The sequence below is a fragment of the Streptomyces sp. NPDC029466 genome (assembly GCF_055574515.1).
The window spans coordinates 1-20,856 of sequence record NZ_JBVHZH010000062.1; the positions used below are offsets into that span (position 1 = coordinate 1).

Below are 20,856 nucleotides of genomic sequence, written 5' to 3' on the forward strand. Positions count from 1 at the left end.
ACGCCCGGTTACATTCCGAACCCGGAAGCTAAGCCTTTCCGCGCCGATGGTACTGCAGGGGGGACCCTGTGGGAGAGTAGGACGCCGCCGAACAAATTTTGAGAAAGCCCCTCGGGAACGAAAGTTCCCGGGGGGCTTTTTCGCGTTTCCGGACAGAAATGGGCCCGCTGTTCGGCAGGTCGCTGAGATGCTGGGCGGTATGGGGTATGTGATCAGGCCGGTGAAGGCGGGCGAGTGGGAACGGCTGAAGGAGCTGCGGCTGGCGGCGCTGGCTGATCCCGTGGCCCGGGTGGCGTTCAACGAGACCTTTGAGGAGGCCGTGCGCCGGCCGGATGAGCTCTGGCGGGAGCGGGCGGCGCGGAGTGCTGAGGGGCACTCGGTCGTGACGTTCATCGGGGAGGCCGCGGACGGGGGTTGGGGCGGCATGGTGGTGGCTCTCGTCGAGACGGACGAGGAGGCGCCGCAGACGCATGTGGTCGGGGTGTATGTGCGGCCCGAGCACCGGGGGACGGGGCTGGCAGGGGAGTTGCTGGGGGCGGCGATCGCGTGGTCGTGGGGCCTGGCCGAGCCGGTGGTCGAGCGCGTACGGCTGTGGGTGCACGAGGAGAACGTGCGGGCTGAGGCGTTCTACCGCGGGCTGGGGTTCGCGGCGACGGGGCGGACCATGGCTGATCCGAAGGACTCCGCGGCGAGTGAGCGGGAGATGGCGCTGCCGCGGGGGTAGTGCCCTGGGGCCGGCGTCAGGCCCGTAGGGAGTGGTGGGGCCAGCGGGCGCGGGCCTGTTCCTGGGAGCGCATGGTGGCCAGGGTCAGCAGGCCGCGTGCCCGGCCGGTGTCGAGCAGGCCGGGGAGGGCGGGCAGCGGGGCGAGGGCCGCGATGTCGTCGAGGACGAGGGTGAGTGGTGGGTCGAGCCGACCGTCAGATGACCGTTCGGCCATGCGGCGGCCGTGCTCGACCACGTTCGAGAGGAGTGCGGTGAGCAGCGGCATCGCACCCGGGTCGGTACGCGGATCCTCGATGGGCTCGCCTACCACGTAAAGCGTTCCCCCTTCATCGAGAAATGATTCGAGGAGAACCGAATCTGCTCGAAGCGGGGTGCAGGCGTCCCGGATGTGGATCGAGGAGAGGGCGGTCAGGGCCCGGCCGATCAACGCCTGGGCGGCTTCCCGGCGTTCGGGGTGTGCCGTGAGCACCGATTCCAGCTCGCCGGCCTGGCCGGCCGAGGCCTTGGGGCTGGTGCGCAGGATGCGGACGGGTTCCTGGGCGGCGCCGGTGGCGTGTGCCCAGCGGTGCAGCTGGCGGAACGGGCGGCCGTCCACCGCGGCGGCGTGCAGCCAGCAGCGCAGCAGGGTCTGGGCGGCGTCCGCGACCGCCGAGTCCAGGGCGCCGGCCGGACGGACGGGGGCCAGCAGGGCGGCGGCGCGGGCGGTGGCGGTGGCGAGGTCCGTACAGCCGGAGGTGGGGGACCAGCGCAGCCGGGCCGGGGTGTCGAGGTGGTGCGTCGGGTCGTAGGTCAGCAGCGGGCCGAGTTTGGCGCGGGCGTCCTTGGTCTCGGCCCAGACAGCGGGGTCGGTCGTGGCGACGATCAGCGGGCCCGGGGCGGCGGCCGCGGCGGCGACGGCAGCCGCGCGGGCGGCGGCGCGGTCGGGGGTGAACTGGACGCGGGGGAGGGCGGGTTCGGCGGGCGTGCCGACGGCGGGGGTGAGCGGGGGCGCGGTGCGCTGTTCCGGGACGGGGCCGGCGGCTACGGGGTCGAGGGGCAGCGGGTCGAGGACGGAGGGGGTGGCCGGGGCGTCCTCGCCGGTGGCCGTGGGTTCCTGGGCGGCGGGGAAGGTCTCCCGTACGGCTTGCCGGGCCGCTCGGGCCTCCTTGGCCTCCCGCGCGGCCCGTTCCGCCTCGCGTGCCTGCTGGTCCGTCAGACGGGCTTCTCGTGCGGCCCGGGCCTTCGTCCGGCGGGCCTTTCGTACGGCGCGGTAGCGGGCGACCGTCCCCAGCGTGAAGATCACCAGGACCAGCAGCACCATCAGCTCGCCGATGAGGAGGCCCCAGAAGAGGCCGTAGCCGGAGAGCTGGCTCTTGGGGGTGTCGGGCCAGGCGGCGGTCATGTCGTGTGGTGCGGAGACCAGATGACGCAGCGCCATGGGCGTACCGGAGTAGGTGACGCCGGCGGGCCAGGCGCCGTGTGCGAACAGGCCGGCCAGCCCGGTCGCCGTCCATACCAGGACGGTCAGGCCCAGCAGGAAGGCGAGCAGCCCGACCAGCAGGGAGTCGGGGACGCCGCGTCCCCGGGGCCGGGCGGCGCCTCGTTCGTCGTCGTATCCGCGGGTCACGCCACCGTCTCGCTCGACTCGTCTCTCCACTGCCGCTCCATCGCCATGGCATCGGCGCGTGCCTCGGCCTCGGCGTCCGCCGCCTCCTGGAGGGCGCGCGCCTCGTCCGTCGGCATCGCGGACGCCTCGGTCATCGCCCGGTCGGTGAAGACCAGCGGGCGTTCGGCCTCGGTGATGAGGTGTTTGACGACCTGGACATTGCCGTTGACGTCCCAGACCGCGATGCCGGGGGTGAGGGTCGGGATGATCTCGACGGCCCACCGTGGCAGGCCGAGGACCCGGCCGGTGGCGCGGGCCTCGTCGGCCTTCTGGGCGTAGATGGTGCGGGTCGAGGCCATCTTGAGGATCGCCGCGGCCTCCCGTGCGGCGGCGCCGTCGACCACGTCGCTGAGGTGGTGGACGACGGCCACGAACGACAGGCCGAGCCGTCGGCCGAACTTCAGCAGCCGCTGGAAGAGCTGGGCCACGAACGGGGAGTTGATGATGTGCCAGGCCTCTTCCACCAGGAAGATGCGCTTCTTGCGGTCGGGGCGGATCCAGGTGTGCTCCAGCCAGACGCCGACGATCGCCATCAGGATCGGCATCGCGATGGAGTTGCGGTCGATGTGCGAGAGGTCGAAGACGATCAGCGGCGCGTCGAGGTCGATGCCGGCCGTGGTCGGTCCGTCGAACATGCCGCGCAGGTCACCGTCGACGAGCCGGTCGAGCACCAGCGCCACGTCCAGGCCCCAGGCCCGGACGTCGTCTATGTCCACATTCATCGCCTCCGCCGACTCCGCCTCCGGGTGCCGCAATTGCTCGACGATGTCGGTCAGGACGGGCTGCCGGTGGGTGATGGTGTCGGTCACGTAGGCGTGCGCGACCTTGAGGGCGAAGCCGGAGCGTTCGTCCAGGCTGCGGCCCATCGCGACCTCGATGATGGTGCGCAGCAGGGCCAGCTGGCCGGTGGCGGTGATCGACGGGTCGAGGGGGTTGAGGCGGATACCGCCGTTGAGGGCGGCGGTCGGGTCCAGGCGGATGGGAGTTATCCCCAGCTCCTGGGCGATGAGGTTCCACTCGCCGACGCCGTCCTCGCCCTGCGCGTCCAGCACCACGACCTGGCGGTCCCGGAACCTCAACTGCCGCAGGACGTAGGTCTTCTCCAGTGCGGACTTGCCGTTGCCGGACTCGCCGAGGACGAGCCAGTGCGGGGCCGGCAGCTGCTGGCCGTAGAGCTGGAAGGGGTCGTAGATGTATCCCTTGCCGCTGTAGACCTCACGGCCGATGATGACGCCGGAGTCGCCGAGACCGGGGGCCGCGGTGGGCAGGTAGACCGCCTGGGCCTGGCCGGTGGAGGTGCGTACGGGCAGCCGGGTGGTCTCCACCTTCCCGAACAGGAAGCTGGTGAACGCCTCGGTGAGCGCTCCGATCGGATCGAGCATGGCCATGACGTACGCGCCTCCCAGCGGCTTTAGCGGCGGATCCCGGTCGCGAACGGCAGGGTGTTGACGAACGCCCGGTGGTGCTCGCGATCGCACCACTCCAGCTTCAGGTAGGACTTTCCGGCCGAGGCGCGGATGGTGCGCTTGTCGCGGGCGAGGGCCTCGGGCGAGCGGGAGGAGACCGTGAGGTAGCCGACGAGGTTGACGCCGGCGGCCCCGGACGCCAGATCCTCGCCGCGCTGGTCCACCCGGCCGTGGTGCGCGACGTCCCGCGGGTCCACCACCCGGTTCATCTTCGCCGCGCGGCTGGCCTCGGCATCGTCGTTCGTCTTCTCGGTCAGCATCCGCTCGATGGCGATCTCGGTGGGTTCGAGGTCCATGCAGACCGCGACCGTACGGATCACATCCGGGGTGTGCACCAGGAGGGGCGCGAGGAAGTTGACGCCCACCGGGGTCAGCGGCCACTCCTTGACCCAGGCGGTGGCATGGCACCAGGGCGCGCGGGTCGTCGACTCACGTGTCTTGGCCTGGAGGTACGTCGGCTCCATCGCGTCCAGCTCGGCCGGCCAGGCGTTGCGCTTGCTCATCGCCTGGATGTGGTCGATGGGGTGGTCCGGGTCGTACATGGAGTGCACGAGGGAGGCGAGCCGGGCCTGGCCGAGCGGCTGGCGCACCCGGATGTCGGCCTCGGCGAGCCGGGCGCAGATATCGGTGAGCTCACGGGCCATGACCACGGCGAGACCGGCGTCCCGGTCCAGCTTCTTGCGCAGCAGGCCGCCCTGGTGCATCCGCGCGGCGCGGGCCATGGTCTGTGCCTCGGCGGCCAGCTCGCGGGTGTAGTGCATACAGGCGACGAGGTAGGCGCGGTGCTGTTCGGAGGAGGTGGAGACCATCGACTGGAGCTGGTCGTAGGACTCCTGAAGCCAGTCGGGGGAGCTCTTGTCGCCGCGCTGGGCGACGTCCTTGGCGTGCGCGTCCGGGTCGGCGGGCAGCGTCCGCGCCAGCATCTGGAGCCGGGTCACGAAGCCGTCCCCGTTGGCGACATGCTTGAGCAGCGTCCCGAAACGGTCGACCAGCGCCTCCTGGTCCTCGCTGTCCCGCAGGCCGACGCCCGGGCCCTCGATCTCGATGGCCGCCGTCACCGTCTTGCGGTCGGCGTGCAGAAGCACCGCGATCTCGTCCGGGCCGAACGGCGCGGACAGCCAGTTGATCCTGCCGATGCCCGGCGGCGGGCCGATCTCGACCTCCCGGCCGTCCAGCCGGACGCCCGCCTCGGCGGCGCCGGAGCGGTAGGTGGCGCCGCGGCGGACCGTACGGCGGAAGCTGCGCCGGATCTCGAACCACTTGTAGAACGTCCGGCCCTTGTACGGCACATAGACGAGGGCGAGTCCCAGCATCGGGAAGCCGGTCAGGGTCACGATCCGCAGCGGCAGCACGGGCACCAGCAGGCCGCACATCATGCCGAGGAACGCGCCCGCGATGATCAGCGCGATCTCGCCGGTCTCGCGGTTCTTGCCGACGATCGCGTTCGGCCGGGCGCGGCCGATCAGATAGGTGCGGCGCGGGGCGATCGGGTGGGACTGCGTACTCAACGCCCCTCACCTCCTGCGGTCTTGCCGGAGCGGGAACTGCTGCCCGGGCCGGGGTTCGGGTTCGTACGGGGAGCGGGGGTGGCGGGGGCCGGGGCGCGGCCGCCGCCGCGGGAGCTGTGGGCGGCGACGCCGCCGGCCACAGCGTCGGCCGGCCGGGACTGGCCGCCCTGCCCGCCCTGCGCCTGCCCGCCGTCCCCGCCGGAGCTGCGGGAGCTGTGGGTCTTGATGCCCTGCGAGACCAGCGCGGCGGGCGAGGAGATCATCGCGGCGGCCTGGCTGCCGTCGGTGGCCCGGCCCTTGTTCGTACGGGCCGAGACCATCTCGTCGCCGAAGCCGGGGACGAAGCGGTAGATCACCGCGCTGGCGAAGATGGCGAGGACGATGATCGAGAGGCCGGAGACGACCGCGGAGAAGGCGTTCGGTCCCTTGTCGTGGGACAGCGCACCGGCGACGCCGAGCACGATCACGATGACCGGCTTCACCAGGATCACCGCGATCATGATGCCCGCCCAGCGGCGCACATGCCCCCACATGTTCTTGTCGACCAGCCCGGCGTAGACGACCGTGCCGAGCAGCGCCCCGACGTACAGCAGCGCGGCCCGGATCACCAGCTCCAGCCACAGCACACCGGCGGCGAGCACCGAGACCAGCGACACCACGATCAGCATGATCGGGCCGCCGCCGATGTCCGTGCCCTTCGTGAGCGCCTGGGAGAAGGCCCCGAAGAAGGTGTCGGTCTGCGCCCCCGTCCCCTTCGCGATGATCTCGGTGACCCCGTCGGTCGCCGAGACGATGGTGTAGAGGATCAGCGGGGTGAAGGCGGAGGCCAGCACGGTCAGCCAGAGGAACCCGACCGCTTCACTGATCGCTTCCGTCAGCCGCACCCCGCGCACCGCGCGCTTGGCGACGGCCAGCAGCCACAGGACGAGGGTGAGCACGGTGGAGGCGGCGAAGACGACGGCGTACTGACGCAGGAACGCGGCGTTGGTGAAGTCCACCTGAGAGGTGGCCTTCACCGCCTCCGACAGCTTCGTGACGATCCAGGCGGCGGCTTTGGCGCAGCCTTTGGCCAGGGATTCGAGGGGGTCGAGGGGGTTGTTGTCGAGGGGGTTGGTGGGGGGTGAGTCGCTGCCGGATTCATTGCGCTTCTGGCAGAGCTGGAGGGCCGGGCCGCTGAGGAGTTTGCAGCGTTCCGAGGCCGGGCCAGGGTCGGGAGGCGCGGCCATGACGCGTGTCGCCAGCAGGATCATGCAGGTCTGTACGCCTGCCAGCACGCTGAGAACCGAGGCCGCGCGGCGGTGCTTGGGCCTACCGGGCATACGTGAAACCTCCGTACCCTTGGACCGCGCCCGCAATCTCCTTCGCTCCGGAGGCGGGGACGTCCCCGCTGACCGGTGCGGGGCCGTCTGTCTGAGAGCGAGTCAGCGTCTTCCAGTCGTCGCCGGTCCAGGCGAGCTTCATCGTGAGGGTGAACCAGCTCGTGGTGACGGGTTTGACGGATCCCTCGCCGGCCATTCCGAGCAGGCCGGTGCACCAGACCTCGACGGTCGCCTGGTCCTTCGCGAAGTCCTTGATCTTGGTGCCGACCGGGATGGTGCGCGAGACGAAGGTCATCCCTGCCGGCGTGCTTCCGTCGGCCTTCAGCCCGACGGTCTTGAAGAAGTCCGGCGAGTAGGCGTCATCGAGCTTGTTCTGGAGCGTGGCGGTGGCCGACGGCGCCATGACGGTGTTGACGATCTTGTGCCGCTGGTCCTTGTTGAACATGTCCGAGGATCCCAGCGCCACCGCGAAATTCGCCGCCGCCGACTGCGCCCCCTGCTCCGTCTTGGCGAACCCCGACGCGATGCCGCCGGTCTTGCCGTCGACGGCTTTGGTGCCGGTGGGGGCGGTGGGCTGGGTGTGGCCGGGGTCCTTGGGGGAGTCGCCGGTGGTGGTTTCGCTGTTGCCGCTGCCGCCGCGGTTGGCGAAGGCGATGGCCGCGAGCAGCAGGACGATCACGCCGACGATCGTGACGAGGTTGCGGCTGGACAGGCCGTTCCGGGAGCGCCTTCCCGGGCCGTAGATGTCGCCGTCGTTGTCGGGAAGTCTGGTCCGGGTCTGGCCCGTCTCCGGACCGCGGCGGCCGTCGCCCCCGTAGCCGCCGTCGTCACTGAGACTCATCGCGCCTGTGCCCCCTCTGCCGCCGTCGCCGTGCGTGCTGTGTTGTGCCGCCCTCATATGACCGTAGCCGCGCGGACGGCGACTCGGGTGCGGCGGTACGAGTACATCTCACCGTGACGGGTCCTCAGATGCGGTACGGCAGAGGCGAATGGGGGACTCTGGGTTATTTGTGCGCATCGTCTGCTCCGCGGTCGCCGGTCGCCTTCTTGCCCCCGGATCCACCTGTCCCCGCGCAGCGCTCGGCCCAATCGGTCCGCTGGTGGCGGGGGTGATGAGGGCGTGCTGCGGCGCCGTCGGGCCGGCGTGAGCAGGCGTCAGCATGTGGCCTCGGCAGGGGAGGTGGGGCCGGTGGGAGCGAGTGGGGGCACGGGGCGGCGGAGAGAGGGTGGGCGGGGGCGCACGGGGGCGACGCGGGGACGGACGGGTGCCGGGGGCGCGCCATACGGGCGACGGTGGGGCCGGGGTGTGGCCTAGACCGCCATGCCGTAGACGATGGTGAACAGCGTCCCGAGGGAGCCGATGATGAAGACTCCGGTCAGGCCGGCCACGATCAGGCCCTTGCCCTGTTCGGCGCTGAAGGTGTCGCGCAGCGCGGTGGCGCCGATGCGCTGTTTGGCGGCGCCCCAGATCGCGATGCCGAGGCACAGCAGGATCGCCACCGCCATGACCACTTCGATCATCACGCGGGCCTCGTTGCCCAGGCTCCCGAACGGCCCCCAGTCCGGGGCGATTCCGCCGATGATGGTGGTGATGTCGCCTTTTTCGGCCGCAATGAACATGTGTGAACTCACCGCCCCTTGATGGGTAGTTGTGTCCCCGTGCCGGCGCGGCACAGGTCAGTCTCTATCTTCGCTGACAAATGGGCCGTCAGCTGTCGACTTGGCGGCTTTCTTTGAAGGATCCCGTGCGGGTGGCGTGTGTCTGTGGGCGCACACCCTCCATTGAACCGACTGGTCTCACCGTGTGTATCACGGGGGATAACCCTGGGCAATGATCATCGGGAGCACCGGTGGCCGGTCCGGCGCGCCGGGCCGTTTGTAGCCCGTTCGGGTCCATGGCTACGGTCCTGCCGGGGTTCTGACGCGGTGTCGCCCGTCCGGCGGCGTGCAGGGGTGTCGCCGTATGTGCGCGCGCACCCCGGCCGGAGCGCCCCGTGCGCCGCGTCATGCGCCGTCGTGCGGCACCCGGGGCGGCGGCGCGCGCGGGAGCGGCCGGAAAAAGGCAGTGAACCGGGGCTGAATGGGGGAGGGTTGGAGGGTGCGGAAATTCTGGGTGGCCGGAGGGCTCGGGGCGGGGCTCATGCTCTGCCTGCTCGGGCTGCTTGTGATCGGTACGTATATGGCGGCGGCCGGCCTGGCCGGGGCCGGCGGGCGGGCGCTCGGACTGGCGAAGGGGGCGGTGCCCGCCGAGTATCAGCAGCTGGTGCAGAAGTGGGGGACGCTCTGCCCGGCGATAAGTCCCGCGCTGCTGGCGGCGCAGCTCTACCAGGAGAGCGGGTGGAACCCCAGGGCGCAGAGCCCGGCGGCCGCCCAGGGGATGGCGCAGTTCATCCCGGGGACCTGGCAGACCCATGGCGTCGACGGGAACGGCGACGGCAAGAAGGACGTATGGGACCCGGAGGACGCGATTCCGTCGGCGGCCTCGTACGACTGCGAGCTGGCGAGCTATGTGAAGCGCGCGCCGGGCAATGCCACGCACAACATGCTCGCCGCGTACAACGCCGGGGCATATCGCGTCATCCAGTACAACGGGGTGCCGCCGTACAGCGAGACCCGCAACTATGTGAAGACGATCACGACGCTGGCGAAGAGCTTCGAGGCGCCGGCGGGGCGGGTGGAACCGTCGCGCCAGGCGGCCGGTGCCATCTACTTCGCCCAGCAGAAGCTCGGTACGCCCTATCTGTGGGGCGGCACGGGAACCGCGGCGCAGGGCGGCCGGTTCGACTGTTCCGGGCTGTCCCAGGCCGCTTACCACTCCGTGGGCATCGAGCTGCCCCGGGTGGCCAACGACCAGTGGAACGCCGGGTCGCACCCGAAGCGGAATGAGCTGCTCCCGGGTGATCTGGTGTTCTTCGCCTACGACCTGAAGGACCCGCGGTCCATCCACCATGTGGGCATCTATGTGGGGGGCGGGTACATGATCAACGCGCCGTACACCGGGGCCAAGATCCGGTTCGACAAGATCGATACACCGGATTACATCGGTGCCACCCGCGTCACATCGGATGGCGCAAAAGCGCTGCCCGGTACGAACGCTGCGTGAACATAGGGCCCTGAACTGCGGTGATGAGTCAAGCTTCGATAACGTCCTGGTGATCATCCGGTGGAGAGTGGAACGCCAGGGGCGGGCATCGCGTTTCCTTGGCGTGGGGACGTAAGCGCGCTTGACACGGCACACGCTCGACGACCACGGGGGCAGGCAGCACACGAAGGCGCTCGCGCGCGCGAAAGATAAGGGGCCGCTGCAGATGGCTGGACTCGCATTCGAGGGGTCGAACCCCGACGTCGACGTGCTCGACGGCGTCAACGGCCTCGCGAAGGACGCCCCCCACTGGGTCAACAAGGCCATGGAGTACATCGGTGAGTACGGCATCATCGCCGGCCTCGCCGTGCTGTGTCTGATCGCCTGGTGGTCCGCGCGCCGCAATCCGGGCGCGCCGGCCGCCGTCGCGGGCCTGGTCTGGGCGCCGCTGGCCGCGGGCATCGCCCTGCTGGCCAATATCCCGATCCGGTCGTTCGTCGAACGGCCGCGGCCGTTCAAGGAACACGCCGGGCTGGAAGTACTGATCCCCGGCAAGAGCGACTTCTCGTTCGTGAGCGACCACGCGACGCTCACCATGGCGGTCGGTGTCGGACTGTTCATCGCCCACCGGAAGTTCGGCCTGATCGGCATTCTGCTGGCGCTCGCCGAGGGCTTCTGCCGCGTCTACATGGGCGTGCACTACCCGACCGACGTGATCGGCGGCTTCGCCCTGGGCACCGCCGTCGCGCTGCTGCTCGCGCCGCTCGCCCAGGCCCTGCTGGTGCCGGTGACGACGGCGATCGCCCGGTCGAAGCTGGCGTGGCTGGTGTGCGCGCCGGGTGCCGGGGCGGACGCGGGGCAGGACGGCGAGGGCAGCCGGGTGGTGGCCACGGGCTCGGCGATGCGCGGCGGACACAAGGAGCGGGACAAGGATCTGGCGGCCTGAGGGCGCGGCCCGGCGGTTCCGGTGAACCGGCGGGCCGCGCCCCCGGGAGACAAGACCTGGCGGATGCGGACGGCCCGGCCCCTCGCGGGGGCCGGGCCGTCCGTGTGTCCGGGGGCTCAGAGCGCCTGCGGGAAGGTGCTGAACAGCCGCTGCGGGTCGTAGGTCCGCTTGACCTCGGCGAGCCGGGTCGCGGCGCCGCCGTAGTAGGCCGACTTCCAGTTGCTCAGGCCGGGGTCGGTGTAGTTCTGGTAGGCGGCGCCCGAGGAGTGACGGCGCATCGCGTCATGGAACGAATTCAGCCACGCTGTGCGGGAGCCGGGCGAGCCGTTCGCCGGCCAGGACGTCAGGTACTGGGCGAGGAACCGCGAACCGCGGTGGACGAAGGCGGTGTCGGAGCTCTTGACGCGGTTGATCGCGCCGCCCAGCGCCGTCAGCGCCACGTTCCCGGCGACGCCCTTGCGGCCGCCCGCCTCGATCTGGTCCATCAGCGTGCGGATCCCGGCCGCGGACAGCGAGCGGTCGAAGAAGTGCGAGCGGGCGGCGTAGGTCTCCCGGCCCAACTGGCCGGCACCGGTCTGGCCGGGCAGCGAACCCGGCGCATGGCACTGCGCGGTGGACTTGGTCGAGCAGCCCGCGTAGGACTCCATCGCGTCCAGGTAGCCCGTCGGCGTCAGCCGGACGCTCTTGGCGGGGCCGGGGCCGCCCGGCTGGTCGGCGAGCTTGTCGAGGGCGTTCTTCAGATCCCCGTAGCTGCCCAGGGAGAAGGCCGCGACGGAGACGGACGGGGTGCCGCCGGGGTGCGCGTCCAGATGGCAGGCGGACCAGATCTCGTCGTCCTGCACCGGCCCCCACTTCTGCCAGGAGGCCACCACCTTCGCCGCCTTCGACCACGGCCAGGTCAGATACGCCATGACCGCGCGCGGGGCCGGATGCGTACGGAAGCGGAGCTCGGTGACCACGCCGAAGTTGCCGTTGCCGGCGCCGCGCAGCGCCCAGAAGAGGTCGGCGTGCTGCTTCCGGTCGCAGTCGACGGTCTTGCCGTCCGCGGTGATCAGGGTGGCACCGACGAGGCTGTCGCAGGTCAGGCCGTACGCGCGGGAGACCACGCCATGGCCGCCGCCGAGGGTGAGGCCGGATATGCCGACGGTGGGGCAGGAGCCCCCGGGTATCGTCACGCCGTGCGCCCCGAGGCCCTCGTAGACGTCGATGAGCTTGGCGCCGGCGCCGATGCGGGTGATGCCGCCGGACGGCGCGCCGACCTTGGAGAGGGCGGAGACGTCGATGACGAGCTTGTTGTTGCCGCTGGACCAGCCCGCGTAGGAGTGGCCGCCGCTGCGGATGGCGACCGGGGTGTCGTAGCGCCGGGCGAAGGAGAGGCATTCGGCGATGTCCGCCGGATGCTTGACGTAGGCGATGGCCGACGGCTTCAGCGTGTCGTAGCGGGTGTTGTAGAGGCGCCGGGCGGACGCGTAGGCGCTGTCGGAAGCCTGCACCAGCTTGCCGTCCAGGCTCTTGCGCAGCGCGGTCCAGGACGACCGGGAGGCCCGGCCCTTGGTGGCGCCCCCGGCGGCGGCCGCCGCATTGGTCGTGCCCGCGCCGGCCGCGGCCTCCGTGGCGGTGGCGCCCGCCTTGGTCTTGTTGTCGCAGCCGGTGGCCAGGGCGACCGCGGTCGCCGCCAGTCCGCCGCCGGTCTGAAGGAGTGTGCGCCGCTTCACTGGGATGAATCCCCCTCGATGTCGTACGGTCCCGCCCCGCCTGCCGGTGGACCGGCCAGTGGTCACGGGGCGCTGCCGGGGAATCCGCACCGGACGGCCGCGGCAACGCGCAGCCCCGCGTTCCGCTGTGTCCGGTGATGCCCGCGCTGTCCGGTGCTGTCCCTGAAGTCCGTTGGTGGCGCGGTGCCGTTGCTTCCCTGACTACGCAGATGCGGCAGGGGCGGGTGGGGTTCCCGGAACGGACTTCCTCATTCCAGCGGGCGCCCGGATCCGTTGCCTTCGCTGCCGGATCCGGCAGCGGCCTCGGCCAGATGGCGCTGGGCGTCCGTACGTGCCTGTGAGCGGGCGCGCCGGGCCGGCCCCCGCCAGCCGCAGTCACAGCGGGCCGTGCAGAAGGCGCCGCGTTCGGTGGTGGAGGTCGCGTGAGGGGCTCGGTCGGGCACCTGGCCACGCTACGCGCCCCAGGTGTCCTTGCGTGACGAGCCCCCTCGGCAGTCGTTGAACGGAACGGTCGACGAAACGTCAGGCGCGGCGGCGGAACGTTCGACCCTCCCGAGCGGACCGGCCGGCCCAGGCCGTTCCCGAAGACAGCGGCCGAGGGGGCTCGTACGCGATGGTGGTGCAGGACAGGCGAGGCGGTGGCACGGTCGCCGTGGCCATGGCGTGCGGGACGGGTCTGGCGGTCGGGCTGCTGACATCGGGCTGTTCCCCGGACGGCGCCGCGGCCGACGACCAGGAGCCGGCCGGCCGGGCCGCCCCCGCCGCCGCGGAGGTCCGGGACAGCGCCGACGCCCTGGTGCGGGCCGGCTCCGCCACGGTCCGTACGTCCATGGAGACCGCGAGCGGCGGCACCCGCGTCGCCATCCGCGGCACCGGCGGCTACGACTTCGCCACCAGCACCGGCCGGCTGCGGGTGGTGCTCCCCGATCCGGCGGGCCGGCCCAGCGGCGGCCATCAGCCGATCACGGAGATCCTCGCGCCCGGTGCGCTGTTCATGAAGAACCGCGGGGCCGGGGTGCCCGCCGACAAATGGGTGCGGGTGGCCACCGCCTCACTGGCGGACGGGAATCTGGTCACCGGCGGCGCGACCGATCCGCTGGCCGCCGCCGAACTGCTGCGCGGCGCACGGGAGGTGACGTATCAGGGCGAGGAGTGGCTGGACGGGGTCCGGGTGCGGCACTACCGCGGGACGACGGACATCGGGGCGGCCGCCGCGGCGGCGTCGCCGCGCACCGCGCCCGCGCTGGTCGCCGCGGGGAACGGATTCACCACCGACGAGGTGCCCTTCGACGTGTATCTGGACGAGGCGGGGCGGCTGCGCAAGGTGCGCCAGTGGTTCCGTTTCGCCAACGGTGCGCCGAAGGGGGCCTCGGTGACCTCCACGACGGAACTGTCCGGTTTCGGGACGAAGGTCGCGGTGCAACTGCCGGACGAACGGGATATCTACGCGGGGAAGATCGCTTCACCCACGCCATGAGGGCGGGCGCCGTGGGCCGGGCATGTGACGGGGGCGCCTGCCGGATGGCGGAAATGGTCCATCCGTGCCATGCGCGGAGCGCGCGCCCGTCCCTAGGCTTGCGGTAACCACCCCAGGCGTGGGAAGGCGCTCGAAGGAGGAGGTGTTGTACGTGGCCGGACACCGCCCTACGACGGTTCAGGACCACGTAGCCCTCGTCGAGATCGACCTGACCGGTGAGTTGATGATCGCGGCCGCGGCCGCCAGCGAGGATCGGCTCAGCCCGGACCGTATCGACGAGGTGCTGGAGGTCGACGGTGACGGCGGCGACCCCGCGGACCGGGTGCCGCCGGGGATCGGAACCGCCGGACGCTGCCCCGGTTAGCGTGCCGGCTCAGGTGCGCAGCATCCGCTCGATGGCCTTGGTGGCCTCCTGCACCTTGGCGTCGATGGCCTCGGGGCCCTTGACGGCGGCGTCGGCGACGCAGTGCCGCAGATGCTCCTCCAGGAGCTGGAGGCCGAAGGACTGGAGGCCCTTGGTGCTCGCCGAGACCTGGGTGAGTATGTCGATGCAGTAGACATCTTCTTCGAGCATCCGCTGGAGTCCGCGGATCTGACCCTCGATCCTCCGCAGTCGCTTGATGTGTGCGTCCTTCTGCTGTGCGTAGCCGTGCACGCCGGCCGCCGGAGAAGTCTCTGCGTGATGGGTCACGGTTTGAACGTGGCTTCGGGGGTCGGCGTCCGGCTTCGGGGGGTGGGGGGCCGCGGCGGCTGCGGCGCTGCCGTTGGTGTCGGCGTCCGTGGTCGGCATGGCCGTCTCCCGTGGTATCTAGGCGATCCGTATACCCCTGGTGGGTATATAGTACCGAACTTTGCGGGCACCTGTGGTACCCCGTGCAGAGCATGCTGCACGATGGGCGACACTGAAGGAATGCCGGTTAGCAGTGGCTGGATGATGCGCCTAGCATCAACTCGACCGAATCCGATGTACCCCGAGGATTTCACGTGCGCTTTCGTCTGACCCCCAGGGAGACGAGCTTCTACGACATGTTCGCCGCCTCCGCGGACAACATCGTCACAGGCTCCAAGCTCCTGATGGAACTGCTCGGGGCGGACGCCTCCGCACGGGCAGAGATCGCCGAGCGAATGCGGGCGGCGGAGCACGCGGGTGATGACGCGACCCACGCGATCTTCCACCAGCTGAACTCCTCCTTCATCACGCCGTTCGACCGCGAGGACATCTACAACCTCGCCTCGTCGCTCGACGACATCATGGACTTCATGGAAGAGGCGGTCGACCTGGTCGTCCTCTACAAGGTCGAGGAACTGCCCAAGGGCATCGACCAGCAGATCGAGGTGCTGGCGCGGGCGGCCGAGCTGACCGCCGAGGCCATGCCGCATCTGCGGACCATGACCAACCTCACCGAGTACTGGATCGAGGTCAACCGCCTGGAGAACCAGGCCGACCAGATCCACCGCAAGCTGCTGGCGCACCTCTTCAACGGCAAGTACGACGCCATCGAGGTCCTCAAGCTCAAGCAGATCGTGGACATCCTGGAAGAGGCCGCGGACGCCTTCGAGCACGTCGCCAACACCGTCGAGACCATCGCGGTCAAGGAGTCCTGAGCGCTTCCCATGGACACCTTCGCGCTCGTCGTGACCATTGCGGTCGCGCTCGGTTTCACCTACACCAACGGCTTCCACGACTCGGCGAACGCCATCGCGACCTCGGTCTCGACGCGGGCGCTGACCCCGCGGGCGGCGCTGGCGATGGCCGCCGTGATGAACCTCGCCGGTGCCTTCCTGGGCAGCGGGGTCGCCAAGACCGTCAGTGAGGGGCTGATCTCCACGCCGCACGGCAGCAAGGGGATGGGCATCCTCTTCGCCGCGCTGCTCGGCGCGGTGGTCTGGAACCTCGTCACCTGGTACTTCGGTCTGCCGTCGTCGTCCTCGCACGCCCTCTTCGGCGGCATGGTCGGTGCGGCCCTCGCCGGTGGCACCACCGTGATCTGGTCCGGGGTGGTCGAGAAGGTCGTCCTGCCGATGTTCATCTCGCCCGTCATCGGTCTGGTGCTCGGCTATCTCGTGATGGTCGTGATCCTCTGGATGTTCCGGAAGTCCAACCCGCACAAGGCCAAGCGCGGCTTCCGCATAGCCCAGACCGTGTCCGCCGCGGGCATGGCGCTCGGCCATGGCCTCCAGGACGCGCAGAAGACCATGGGCATCGTGGTGATGGCCCTGGTCATCGCCGATGTCGAGGACCAGAACGCGGCGATCCCGCTGTGGGTCAAGCTGGCCTGCGCGATCACCCTCTCGCTCGGTACGTACGCGGGCGGCTGGCGCATCATGCGCACCCTGGGCCGCCGGATCATCGAGCTGGACCCGCCGCAGGGCTTCGCCGCGGAGACCACGGCCGCCTCGGTCATGTACACCGCGTCGTTCATGTTCCACGCGCCGATCTCCACCACCCATGTCATCACCTCCGCGATCATGGGCGTGGGCTCGACCAAGGGCACGCGTGCGGTGCGCTGGGGCGTCGCCAAGAACATCGTGATGGGCTGGTTCATCACCATGCCGGCCGCCGCGCTGGTCGCGGCGGGCGGCTACTGGATCGTGGAGCTGGCGTTCGGCTGACGCGGACGGAAGCCGTCCGGTCCGTCGGCTGACGCGGACAGCAAGTGGGCCCGCCCCCCGGGAAGTGGGGGCGGGCCCTTCGTCTTGCGGTGGCACCGCCATGCAGCACCGCAGGACGCTGGTGGGGGCGGCCCGGCCGGGGCGGCCGGACCGCGCTCGTCGCTCAGCCGAAGCGGCCGGAGATGTAGTCCTCCGTGGCCTGGACCGACGGGTTGGAGAAGATCCGCTCGGTGTCGTCGATCTCGATCAGCTTGCCGGGCTGGCCGACGGCGGCGAGGTTGAAGAACGCCGTCCGGTCCGACACACGGGCGGCCTGCTGCATGTTGTGCGTCACGATGACGATCGTGAAGCGCTCCTTGAGCTCGCCGATCAGGTCCTCGATGGCGAGGGTGGAGATCGGGTCGAGCGCCGAGCACGGCTCGTCCATCAGCAGCACCTGCGGTTCGACCGCGATGGCGCGGGCTATGCACAGCCGCTGCTGCTGGCCGCCGGAGAGCCCGGAGCCGGGCTTGTTCAGCCGGTCCTTGACCTCGTTCCAGAGGTTGGCGCCCTTGAGGGACCGCTCGACGATGTCCTTGAGCTCGCTCTTCTTGTACGAGCCGTTCAGCCGCAGACCGGCCGCGACATTGTCGAAGATCGACATCGTGGGGAACGGGTTGGGGCGCTGGAAGACCATGCCGACGGTGCGGCGGACGGCGACCGGGTCGACCCCGGAGGCGTAGAGGTTCTCGTCGTCCAGCATCACCTTGCCCTCGACGCGGCCGCCGGGGGTGACCTCGTGCATCCGGTTCAGGGTGCGCAGGAACGTCGACTTGCCGCAGCCGGACGGGCCGATGAAGGCCGTCACGGAGCGCGGCTCGACGGTCATCGAGATGTCGTCGATGGCCTTGTGGCCGCCGTAGAACGCGGAGAGGCCGCTGACGTCGATTCGCTTGGCCATGGAAATCACTGCTTCTTTCTGTCGCCGGGCTGGTCAGCGGCCGGACTTGGGGGCCTTCCAGCGGGCGATGCCGCGGGCCACCAGGTTGAGGATCATGACGAAGGCGATGAGGACCAGTGCCGCGGCCCATGCGCGGTCGTACGAGGCCTCGGAACCCTGCTGCCACTGTTGGAAAACGTAGAGCGGAAGTGACTGCTGGGCATCTTCGAAGGGGTTGTTGTTGATCGTCTTCGCGCCCCACACCAGGAGCAGCACGGGTGCCGTCTCGCCGGTGATGCGGGCGATGGCGAGCATCACGCCGGTGGTGATGCCGCCGATCGACGTGGGCAGGACGACCTTGAGGATGGTGCGCCACTTGGGGACGCCGAGGGCCAGCGAGGCCTCGCGCAGCTCGTTCGGGACGAGCTTGAGCATCTCCTCGGTGGAGCGGACCACGACCGGCATCATCAGGATCGCCAGCGCCATCGAGCCGGCGAAGCCGGACGGGCCGAAGCCGAGGATCAGGATCCACACGGAGAGGATGAACAGACCGGCCACGATCGACGGGATACCGGTCATCACGTCGACGAAGAAGGTGACGGCCTTGGCGAGCCGGCCGCGGCCGTACTCGACGAGGTAGATCGCGGTGAGCAGACCGATCGGCGCGGCGATCAGGGTGGCCAGGCCGACCTGCTCCAGCGTGCCGATGATCGCGTGGTAGATACCGCCGCCGGGCAGCGCGTCCGGGGTGGTGCCCATCGAGTGCTGGAGGAAGTAGACGTCCAGGACCTCGGTGCCGCGGCTGATGGTCTCCCACAGGAGGGAGGCCAGCGGTACGACGGCGATCAGGAAGGCCATCCAGACCAGGCTGGTGGCCAGCCGGTCCTTGGCCTGCCGGGTGCCTTCGACGGCCGCGGCCAGCGCGAAGGTGCCGAGGACGAAGAGCGCGGCGGCGATCAGGCCCCACTGGACCGTGCTGTCCAGGCCGGCGCCCAGTCCGATGCCGCAGCCGGCGCCGGCCGCGGCCAGCGCGATGACCGGCGGGGACCAGCGCGGCAGCCGGGCGTGCTTGAGGGAGACCGGAAGCGGGCTGCCGCCGTTGGAGACCGCGGGGCGGTCAGTCGTGATACTCATGCGGCGGCTCCCGAGTACTCCTTGCGGCGGGCGATGATCAGGCGGGCCGCGCCGTTGACGAGCAGCGTGATCACGAAGAGGACGAGGCCGGAGGCGATCAGGGCGTCCTGGCCGAACTGGTCGGCCTCGCTGAACTTGCTGGCGATGTTCTGGGCGAACGTGCCGCCGCCCGGGTCCAGCAGGCTGGCGTTGATGAGGAAGCTGGGCGAGAGGACCGTGGCGACGGCCATCGTCTCGCCGAGCGCACGGCCCAGGCCCAGCATGGAGGCGCTGATGACTCCGGAGCGGCCGAAGGGGAGCACCGACATCCGGATGACTTCCCAGCGGGTGGCGCCGAGGGCCAGCGCGGCTTCCTCGTGCATCTTCGGGACCTGGAGGAACACCTCGCGGCTGACGCTGGTCACGATCGGCAGGATCATGATCGCGAGCAGGATGCCGACGGTGAACAGCGAACGGGCCGCCCCGCCGCCGTATTCGAAGATGCCGGTCCAGCCGAGGTAGTCGTCCAGCCAGGTGTAGAGGCCGGTCAGATGCGGGACGAGGAAGAGCGCGCCCCACAGGCCGTAGATGATGCTGGGCACCGCGGCGAGCAGGTCGATGACGTAGCCGAGCGTCGAGGACAGCCGGCGCGGGGCGTAGTGCGAGATGAACAGCGCGATGCCGACCGCGACCGGGACCGCGAGGACCATCGCGACGATGGAGCTGACGACGGTGCCGAAGGCGAGCACCGCGATGCCGAACTTCGGCTCCGCCCCGCTCGCGTTCCAGTCCCAGGTGGTGAAGAAGTTGGCCGTGTCGCCGGAGATGGCGAGCACCGACCGGTAGGTGAGGAAGACCGCGATGGCGGCCATGATCACCAGGAGGGCGATACCGGAGCCCCGGGAGAGTCCGAGGAAGATCCGGTCACCGGGGCGGACCGCCTTGCCCGATATGGCCGAGCGGCCGTCGTGGGGTGGCGGAGGGGTGTCGATTGTGGAGGAGGCTGTGTTCATGGGTTCTCCGGTCTGCGGAGCCGGATGACGGCTCCTGGCGCGGCGGTGCACCGGACGGGCGGCGGCCCGAAGGGGGCCCTGGTGAAGGGGCCCCCTTTTTTTGGACCGTACGGCGGTTCGTGGGCCGCCGCCCGGTAGGTCAGGAGAGCTTGGCGACGGTCGCGCGGACCTTGTCGGCGATCTCGGTGGGCAGCGGGGCGTAGCCGAGGGCCTTGAGGGCGCTCTGGCCGTCCTTGCTGGAGATGTAGGTCAGGAAGGACTTGGTGGCGGGCAGCGTCTCGGCCTTGTTGCCCTTGTTGCAGGCGATCTCGTACGTCACCAGGGTGATCGGGTAGGCGCCCTCGGCCTTGGTGGTGTAGTTGAGGTCCAGGGCCAGGTCATCGCCCTTGCCGACCTGCTTGGCCTCGGAGATGGCCTTCGAGGCGTTGTCGACGGTGGCCTCGACCGGCTCCTTGGCGCCGGTGTTCAGCTTGGCCGTCTGGATCTTGCCGGCCGTGGCGTACGACAGCTCGAAGTAGGAGATCGCACCGCTGGTCTGCTTGACCTGCGAGGAGACGCCGGCCGAGCCGGAGGCCGCCTGGCCGCCCGCGCCCTCCCACTTCTTCGCCGGCTCGTGCTTCCAGTCACCGGCGGCCTTGAGGTACTTGGTGAAGTTGTCGGTGGTGCCCGAGTCGTCGGAGCGGTGGAACGCCTGGATCTTGAGGTCCGGGAGCTTGGCGCCCGGGTTCAGCTTCTTGATCGCCGGGTCGTTCCACTTGGTGATCTTCGAGTCGAAGATCTGCGACAGGGTCTTGGCGTCCAGCACCAGGTTCTCGACGCCGGGGACGTTGTAGCCGACCGCGATCGGGCCGCCGACCATCGGCAGGTCGACGGCCTGGCCGCCCTTGCAGACCTGCTTCGACTTGGTGACCTCGTCGGGCTTGAGGGCCGAGTCGGAGCCGGCGAAGGCGGTCTGACCCTGGAGGAAGGTCGTGACACCGGCGCCGGAGCCGGTCGGCTGGTAGTTGATCTCGGTGCCCTTGCAGGCGCCCGCGTAGTTCTGCACCCAGACGTCCATGGCGTTCTTCTGCGCGGACGAGCCGGACGCGAGCAGCTTGCCCTTGCCGTCGCACTTGATGTTGGACGGCTTGGCGGCGCCACCGCCACCGGCACCGGTGGTGTCATCGGAGCCGCACGCGGACAGGGCCAGGGCACCGGAGACGGCGAGAGCGCCAACGGCGAGGGCGCGAACCCGGTTCTTGCGCTGAAGCTTCACTGTCGAGAGTTCCTTCCTGGGGCGCGCCGCTTCGTCGGCGTGCGAGGTGATGAGCAGGGCA

At 70.2% G+C, this 20,856-nt stretch carries 20 protein-coding genes and 1 rRNA gene; 8 read left to right on the forward strand and 13 right to left on the reverse strand.

From position 1 onward, the window contains the following. Both rrf and ACZ4XD_RS33340 read left to right on the forward strand, forming a co-directional pair. Nucleotides 1-93: ribosomal RNA gene (rrf, locus tag ACZ4XD_RS33335) — 5S ribosomal RNA — on the forward strand; the annotation flags it as partial. A gap of 106 nt (nucleotides 94-199) precedes the next feature. Beyond that, complete coding sequence (locus ACZ4XD_RS33340) at nucleotides 200-724, forward strand: GNAT family N-acetyltransferase (protein WP_468048377.1); 525 nt, start codon at nucleotides 200-202, stop codon at nucleotides 722-724. A 16-nt stretch (nucleotides 725-740) separates the two neighbouring features. On the opposite strand, the gene ACZ4XD_RS33345 is transcribed toward ACZ4XD_RS33340, so the two are convergent. The 6 genes from ACZ4XD_RS33345 to ACZ4XD_RS33370 all read right to left on the reverse strand — a co-directional run bounded on the left by ACZ4XD_RS33345 (nucleotide 741) and on the right by ACZ4XD_RS33370 (nucleotide 8,282). Continuing rightward, on the reverse strand, nucleotides 741-2,330 hold the full coding sequence (locus ACZ4XD_RS33345) for a type IV secretory system conjugative DNA transfer family protein (RefSeq protein WP_468048458.1): 1,590 nt from the start codon (nucleotides 2,328-2,330) through the stop codon (nucleotides 741-743). After that, nucleotides 2,327-3,751: an ATP-binding protein gene (locus tag ACZ4XD_RS33350; protein ID WP_468048460.1), complete on the reverse strand. Its 1,425-nt coding sequence runs from the start codon at nucleotides 3,749-3,751 to the stop codon at nucleotides 2,327-2,329. The genes ACZ4XD_RS33345 and ACZ4XD_RS33350 overlap by 4 nt, the downstream gene beginning before the upstream one ends. A gap of 29 nt (nucleotides 3,752-3,780) precedes the next feature. Further along, the gene (locus ACZ4XD_RS33355; RefSeq protein WP_468048379.1) at nucleotides 3,781-5,343 is read right to left on the reverse strand and encodes an SCO6880 family protein; all 1,563 of its coding nucleotides are present in this window, start codon (nucleotides 5,341-5,343) and stop codon (nucleotides 3,781-3,783) included. Next, nucleotides 5,340-6,662 carry a hypothetical protein gene (locus tag ACZ4XD_RS33360; protein ID WP_468048381.1) on the reverse strand — a complete coding sequence of 441 codons (1,323 nt, stop codon included), beginning with the start codon at nucleotides 6,660-6,662 and terminating at the stop codon, nucleotides 5,340-5,342. Before ACZ4XD_RS33360 ends, ACZ4XD_RS33355 begins: the two co-directional genes overlap by 4 nt. Beyond that, nucleotides 6,652-7,503, reverse strand: a complete 852-nt coding sequence (locus ACZ4XD_RS33365; RefSeq protein WP_468048383.1) for a DUF8175 domain-containg protein — start codon at nucleotides 7,501-7,503, stop codon at nucleotides 6,652-6,654. Before ACZ4XD_RS33365 ends, ACZ4XD_RS33360 begins: the two co-directional genes overlap by 11 nt. Before the next feature lie 470 nt (nucleotides 7,504-7,973). Continuing rightward, the gene (locus ACZ4XD_RS33370) at nucleotides 7,974-8,282 is read right to left on the reverse strand and encodes a hypothetical protein (protein WP_006603970.1); all 309 of its coding nucleotides are present in this window, start codon (nucleotides 8,280-8,282) and stop codon (nucleotides 7,974-7,976) included. A gap of 478 nt (nucleotides 8,283-8,760) precedes the next feature. Here ACZ4XD_RS33370 and ACZ4XD_RS33375 point away from each other — a divergent pair, with 478 nt between their 5' ends. Together ACZ4XD_RS33375 and ACZ4XD_RS33380 are read left to right on the forward strand one after the other, a co-directional pair. Next, nucleotides 8,761-9,765 carry a C40 family peptidase gene (locus ACZ4XD_RS33375; protein WP_468048386.1) on the forward strand — a complete coding sequence of 335 codons (1,005 nt, stop codon included), beginning with the start codon at nucleotides 8,761-8,763 and terminating at the stop codon, nucleotides 9,763-9,765. Between the two features lie 205 nt (nucleotides 9,766-9,970). Beyond that, entirely contained in the window at nucleotides 9,971-10,690 is a 720-nt protein-coding gene (locus ACZ4XD_RS33380) for a phosphatase PAP2 family protein (protein ID WP_468048388.1), read from the forward strand. A gap of 116 nt (nucleotides 10,691-10,806) precedes the next feature. Here the strand turns inward: ACZ4XD_RS33380 and ACZ4XD_RS33385 are convergent, their stop codons facing one another. Beyond that, the gene (locus ACZ4XD_RS33385) at nucleotides 10,807-12,405 is read right to left on the reverse strand and encodes an FAD-binding oxidoreductase (RefSeq protein ID WP_468048390.1); all 1,599 of its coding nucleotides are present in this window, start codon (nucleotides 12,403-12,405) and stop codon (nucleotides 10,807-10,809) included. A gap of 248 nt (nucleotides 12,406-12,653) precedes the next feature. Then, the gene (locus ACZ4XD_RS33390; protein WP_468048392.1) at nucleotides 12,654-12,848 is read right to left on the reverse strand and encodes a hypothetical protein; all 195 of its coding nucleotides are present in this window, start codon (nucleotides 12,846-12,848) and stop codon (nucleotides 12,654-12,656) included. Nucleotides 12,849-13,018: 170 nt separating this feature from the next. Between ACZ4XD_RS33390 and ACZ4XD_RS33395 the strand changes: the two genes are divergently transcribed. Then, on the forward strand, nucleotides 13,019-13,882 hold the full coding sequence (locus ACZ4XD_RS33395; protein ID WP_468048394.1) for an SCO4651 family lipoprotein: 864 nt from the start codon (nucleotides 13,019-13,021) through the stop codon (nucleotides 13,880-13,882). Between the two features lie 145 nt (nucleotides 13,883-14,027). Then, nucleotides 14,028-14,246 carry a hypothetical protein gene (locus tag ACZ4XD_RS33400; RefSeq protein WP_468048463.1) on the forward strand — a complete coding sequence of 73 codons (219 nt, stop codon included), beginning with the start codon at nucleotides 14,028-14,030 and terminating at the stop codon, nucleotides 14,244-14,246. A 9-nt stretch (nucleotides 14,247-14,255) separates the two neighbouring features. On the opposite strand, the gene ACZ4XD_RS33405 is transcribed toward ACZ4XD_RS33400, so the two are convergent. Beyond that, the gene (locus ACZ4XD_RS33405; RefSeq protein ID WP_468048396.1) at nucleotides 14,256-14,672 is read right to left on the reverse strand and encodes a metal-sensitive transcriptional regulator; all 417 of its coding nucleotides are present in this window, start codon (nucleotides 14,670-14,672) and stop codon (nucleotides 14,256-14,258) included. Between the two features lie 194 nt (nucleotides 14,673-14,866). Here ACZ4XD_RS33405 and ACZ4XD_RS33410 point away from each other — a divergent pair, with 194 nt between their 5' ends. Together ACZ4XD_RS33410 and ACZ4XD_RS33415 are read left to right on the forward strand one after the other, a co-directional pair. Beyond that, the gene (locus ACZ4XD_RS33410; protein ID WP_042162406.1) at nucleotides 14,867-15,487 is read left to right on the forward strand and encodes a DUF47 domain-containing protein; all 621 of its coding nucleotides are present in this window, start codon (nucleotides 14,867-14,869) and stop codon (nucleotides 15,485-15,487) included. A 9-nt stretch (nucleotides 15,488-15,496) separates the two neighbouring features. Beyond that, on the forward strand, nucleotides 15,497-16,495 hold the full coding sequence (locus ACZ4XD_RS33415) for an inorganic phosphate transporter (RefSeq protein WP_468048398.1): 999 nt from the start codon (nucleotides 15,497-15,499) through the stop codon (nucleotides 16,493-16,495). A 163-nt stretch (nucleotides 16,496-16,658) separates the two neighbouring features. On the opposite strand, the gene pstB is transcribed toward ACZ4XD_RS33415, so the two are convergent. From pstB to pstS, 4 genes are all read right to left on the reverse strand, one after another. Then, entirely contained in the window at nucleotides 16,659-17,435 is a 777-nt protein-coding gene (gene pstB / locus ACZ4XD_RS33420; RefSeq protein WP_468048401.1) for a phosphate ABC transporter ATP-binding protein PstB, read from the reverse strand. A 33-nt stretch (nucleotides 17,436-17,468) separates the two neighbouring features. Next, complete coding sequence (gene pstA / locus ACZ4XD_RS33425) at nucleotides 17,469-18,548, reverse strand: phosphate ABC transporter permease PstA (RefSeq protein WP_468048403.1); 1,080 nt, start codon at nucleotides 18,546-18,548, stop codon at nucleotides 17,469-17,471. After that, the gene (pstC, locus tag ACZ4XD_RS33430; protein ID WP_468048405.1) at nucleotides 18,545-19,540 is read right to left on the reverse strand and encodes a phosphate ABC transporter permease subunit PstC; all 996 of its coding nucleotides are present in this window, start codon (nucleotides 19,538-19,540) and stop codon (nucleotides 18,545-18,547) included. Before pstC ends, pstA begins: the two co-directional genes overlap by 4 nt. Before the next feature lie 139 nt (nucleotides 19,541-19,679). Further along, nucleotides 19,680-20,795, reverse strand: coding sequence for a phosphate ABC transporter substrate-binding protein PstS (pstS, locus tag ACZ4XD_RS33435; protein WP_468048408.1), 1,116 nt, complete (start codon nucleotides 20,793-20,795; stop codon nucleotides 19,680-19,682). Nucleotides 20,796-20,856 lie beyond the last annotated feature (61 nt).